Below are 3728 nucleotides of genomic sequence, written 5' to 3'. Positions count from 1 at the left end.
TTGGCAGCAGTAGTCATAATGCTGTTTGCAAGCGGAAATGGTGTTACTGCCTGCGGTGGTAATGGCAAAGAGTAGCCCCTCGGGTCTTGCCCCTTGCCCTAATTCCAACGCACTGTAAACGCTGTTGTCGGCGTGTAGGTGGTATTCGTCCACTATCGCAAGGCTTGGGTTTGTTCCCTCAATGGTGCTTGATTTGCTCGCAAGCGGTCGCATTAGGCTGTTATTTTGCGGGTAAATCATTTTGTGCTGTTGGATAGTGAGCCGTTTTTTGAGGGGCTTGGATAAGGTCGCCATTTGTTTGGCATCATCAAATACAATTCTTGCCTGATCACGGCTAACGGCGGCGGTGTAGATATCTTGCTGTCCTTTTTCCATTACAAGAAACCAGTTCGCCAAAATCGCCGCAACGGTAGATTTTGCATTTTTTCGGGCCACTTGCACATAAGCTGACCGATATTTGCGTAGGCTGGTGGTTTTGTGCTTGAACCCTAATAAATTAGCAAACAGGAAAATTTGCCAATCAGACAAGATAATCGGCTGTCCTCGTAAATGCCCTTTGACGTGCGGGCATAGGCGAGAGAACGCAATAAACCGCTTGACCACTTCTTCATCAAAATAGAAGTGGGGATTTTCCAAATCTGAAAAATAACGCTCAACGGCTTGCTTTATGCGTTTACAGGCAATCATTTGCCCCGATCTGACCGCTTGTGCGTAGCTGTGCCATTCGTTCATAGTACCAGTAAATCGAGTTCGTCTTTTTCGTCTGTTTCGATTGGGGTTTTACGTCTGCTGACGGGGTCAAACCCTAAGAGGGCAGACATTTTGATCATAATTTTCTCGGCGTCCGCTTTGGCTGTAAGGGCGGGGTTGCGTGCCTCTGTGCCTTGGCTGTTGGTAATGCTGAAACCTCGTTCGGATAAATCCTTGACCGCTCGGCGATACAGGGAATAGTTGAGGCAATACATTTCAAGATGAACGAGATCCGCCTCTTGAATATCGCCTCGTTCAATCAGTTGCTTGACGCGTGCTTTCCATTGGGCTGCGGCGATTTCGTCTAAATAATCGGGGGCTTGGGGTGTTTTCTTTTTCGTCATTTGGTGTCCTATATTTTCAAAAAAATGGTCGTGCGTAAAAATTGAGTTGGGGGGGCGGTTTTTAGCGGTTGGGCTTTTCTTTCCAAAACTCCCCCGACTGGTCAAATCTGATTAAACTTTGTTCAAACGCAAAATTGCGTTGGTTGATTATTTGTACAAATTAAATCTTGGATTGGTTCTCGTGTTCGTATAATGAAAATCCCTTATTTCTTCACGCCAAAGCCTTTTTTGTCTATTTCTCTTGTCTTGTAACTGTGACAATTTCGGCATAAGGCTTGATGATTGCTCATTGTCCAAAAAAGCGGATCAGCTTGTCCGTTCTCAACGGGCTTGATATGGTCAATCACGGTCGCTGGCTCATATATCCCCTTGGCTAAACACATCACACAAAGGGGATTTTGCTTTAAATATCCTGATCGATACTTTGACCATTTGTGATCGTAGCCTCGCTGACTGGCTGGTAAGCGGTTATCTTTGGGCTTGTGTTGTTCACATCTTCCCGATTTCACTCGATTGCGACAACTCGGAAATGAACAACGCCTTAACGGTTGCATTGGCATTAGATTATTCCTCTAAAATATGCTTGGCTCTCGGTAAACATTCCATAAAGACTTGATCGCCATTGGCACTTCGTGTAGTTGAACATCTGCCACGACTTCACGATTAGCGTATAAATGCCCGATATACATCAAGCACCCGACTTTGATCCCCTGCGTAAATGGGGTGGTGCTTTCGGTGCGTTCCTCGCCCCACGTTTTGCCGATATGGTTTTGAGCAACCTCTAAGGCGGTGTCCGCATACACTCGCAAAAGGTCATCATCTAAATTATGCTCTATGCGTAGGTGCTGCTTGATTTCGTCTAACTCAATACTAACCATTTTTATATGCCTCGCCTTCTTTGCAAATTAACTGTAATTCTTCGTGCCGTTCTTTGCTGTCGATCACATTCTCTATCTTCAAAATACGATCACCATACTTCACCCGCATTTGTCTATTCACGCCTGCAAGGTATCGCATTCTTATTCTTACAACGGTTTCACCTAACTGAAATGCACCGCTAAAATACTCTCGCCCTTGTATTGGTTCAATGCTCGCCCGTACTGTGGCGACATCTTGCCAACTCTCAACCTTTGCCGAACCTGTACGAATGATTTGACCTCTCTCATTTCTCTGCGGTTGGGCAACCGCTTGCAAAGTGATTACCTTGTCAAATGTTCCTGCTCTAACCATTCGTGCCATTTTCTTCCCCTTGTTTGATCTCTACCGTCTGCTTCCACGACTGGCTAAACTCATCGCCACCCTCATAAGGTAAAAGCCCCTCACGCTTGCGACATTCATTTGGGCTAAGAATGCCCGACTTAATCGCAATCTCGTAACCGTTAAAGCGATCATTTTGATTTGTGCGTAATAGGTCGCTGGTGTCAAACTCAATCACATAACGCTTACGGCTAGGACTGGCGAGATCAATCATCAAAGCATCTTTTAATTGCTGTTCAAAATTAACAAGCCACGGTCTAAGGGTCTGACCTAAAAAAGCACGGCTCGCCTCGGTGAAGTTGCTGTAACTGCTATGGCTGTAATCTTGCAAGAAGATTGGGCTGATATTAAAAATCCGTGCGATATCCTCAATCGTAAATTTTCGGCTGTTTAACCACTCGGCATCTTGATTGCTCATTCCCAACGGCTGATAAGTAAAACCACCTTCTAAAATAGGGGTCTTACCTGCATTCTTTGCCCCTTTGTAGCGTTCTAATGCCTCAATCGCTTTTTGTCCTTTTTGGCTATCTAGCCATTCAGTCGTTTGAATAACCCCACTAGACATTAGCCCATTCTTTAAAAATTCTGCCCCGTGTCGCTGTTGTGCTAAACCTAACCCCACTGCCTCACGGCAAACAGTGATCGGACTTCTTCCCATAAAGCCGTCATAGCTTGCGTGGCGAATATGCAATACTTCATCTTGCAAGGCGGTAAAAGTTTTTCCGTCAATATCTGTCATCTGATATAGGTAAGTGCCTTTATTCGTTCGTTGCACGTTTACACTATGCGGCGGAAACGGGGTTAAGCTGTCGGGTTGTCCTTTCCCATTCCAACCGATTAACGCATAGGCATTGCCATTTAAAAGGGCGTGCCTCATCATCGTTTCTTTGAATTGATACGGCGTTTGATTACGGTTTGGCATTTCATTAAGCAGATATTCAACACTGTGATTTTCTACTCGCTTTTTGCCGTCTTCCGTCAATTCAAATAAATAGCACGGCATACTCGCAACGGCTTGGCTAATTACCGTGACGGCATTTAATACCGCTGGCAAGGCTTCCGCCGTGGACGGGCTCACAAATTCCCCTGACCCCGTGCTCACGGTGGCCGCCATTACGTCATCAATCGTCAAATGGCGTTGTTCTGTTTTACGTTTCAAAAAGCCAAACATCATTAAGCCCCCAACACATCGCACCACATCTGCATTTTTTGGCGAGAGTTTGATCCCTTTTTCATTGACCGCTTGGCTATTGCTAGACTACTGTCGGGATAAGCAGGAATGCTTGTAACAGTGATTTCCATTAGCTCCGCCTGTTTTACTGTACGTTTTGCGATCTCGCCCGTTTCGTCCCATTCATCTGCTAAGGCACGAAAGCC

The 3728-nt window shown here is 45.6% G+C and carries 7 protein-coding genes; all 7 read right to left on the bottom strand.

Going from position 1 to position 3728, the window contains the following annotated elements; all coding sequences use genetic code 11:
• Positions 1 to 732: terminase large subunit domain-containing protein (locus B0187_RS10100; protein ID WP_143413781.1), on the bottom strand; the 732-nt coding region annotated here is incomplete at its 3' end.
• Entirely contained in the window at positions 729 to 1094 is a 366-nt protein-coding gene (locus B0187_RS10095; protein ID WP_078237718.1) for a phage terminase small subunit P27 family, read from the bottom strand. The genes B0187_RS10095 and B0187_RS10100, both read right to left, overlap by 4 nt.
• A gap of 203 nt (positions 1095 to 1297) precedes the next feature.
• Positions 1298 to 1654 (bottom strand): HNH endonuclease, encoded by a 357-nt coding sequence (locus B0187_RS10090; protein WP_078237717.1) that lies wholly within the window; start codon positions 1652 to 1654, stop codon positions 1298 to 1300.
• 12 nt (positions 1655 to 1666) lie between these two features.
• Positions 1667 to 1972, bottom strand: coding sequence for a head-tail connector protein (locus tag B0187_RS10085; protein ID WP_078237716.1), 306 nt, complete (start codon positions 1970 to 1972; stop codon positions 1667 to 1669).
• Positions 1965 to 2333: a phage head closure protein gene (locus tag B0187_RS10080; protein ID WP_078237715.1), complete on the bottom strand. Its 369-nt coding sequence runs from the start codon at positions 2331 to 2333 to the stop codon at positions 1965 to 1967. The genes B0187_RS10085 and B0187_RS10080 overlap by 8 nt, the downstream gene beginning before the upstream one ends.
• Positions 2317 to 3522 (bottom strand): phage portal protein, encoded by a 1206-nt coding sequence (locus tag B0187_RS10075; RefSeq protein ID WP_078237714.1) that lies wholly within the window; start codon positions 3520 to 3522, stop codon positions 2317 to 2319. The genes B0187_RS10080 and B0187_RS10075 overlap by 17 nt, the downstream gene beginning before the upstream one ends.
• 2 nt (positions 3523 to 3524) lie before the next feature.
• A partial coding sequence (locus B0187_RS10070; RefSeq protein ID WP_211272727.1) for an HK97 family phage prohead protease occupies positions 3525 to 3728 on the bottom strand: 204 nt, incomplete at its 5' end.

The sequence above is a fragment of the Haemophilus paracuniculus genome (genome assembly GCF_002015115.1).
Classification (GTDB): domain Bacteria; phylum Pseudomonadota; class Gammaproteobacteria; order Enterobacterales; family Pasteurellaceae; genus Haemophilus_E; species Haemophilus_E paracuniculus.
Note: the sequence above shows the minus strand (reverse complement) of the source record. Positions and strands in the feature narration are given on the sequence as shown.

Coding starts and splice junctions, on each gene's coding strand:
- B0187_RS10080 (WP_078237715.1), bottom strand. CDS start 2,333: ATGGCACGAATGGTTAGAGCAGGAACATTTGACAAGGTAATCACTTTG.
- B0187_RS10095 (WP_078237718.1), bottom strand. CDS start 1,094: ATGACGAAAAAGAAAACACCCCAAGCCCCCGATTATTTAGACGAAATC.
- B0187_RS10075 (WP_078237714.1), bottom strand. CDS start 3,522: ATGTTTGGCTTTTTGAAACGTAAAACAGAACAACGCCATTTGACGATT.
- B0187_RS10090 (WP_078237717.1), bottom strand. CDS start 1,654: ATGCCAATGCAACCGTTAAGGCGTTGTTCATTTCCGAGTTGTCGCAAT.
- B0187_RS10085 (WP_078237716.1), bottom strand. CDS start 1,972: ATGGTTAGTATTGAGTTAGACGAAATCAAGCAGCACCTACGCATAGAG.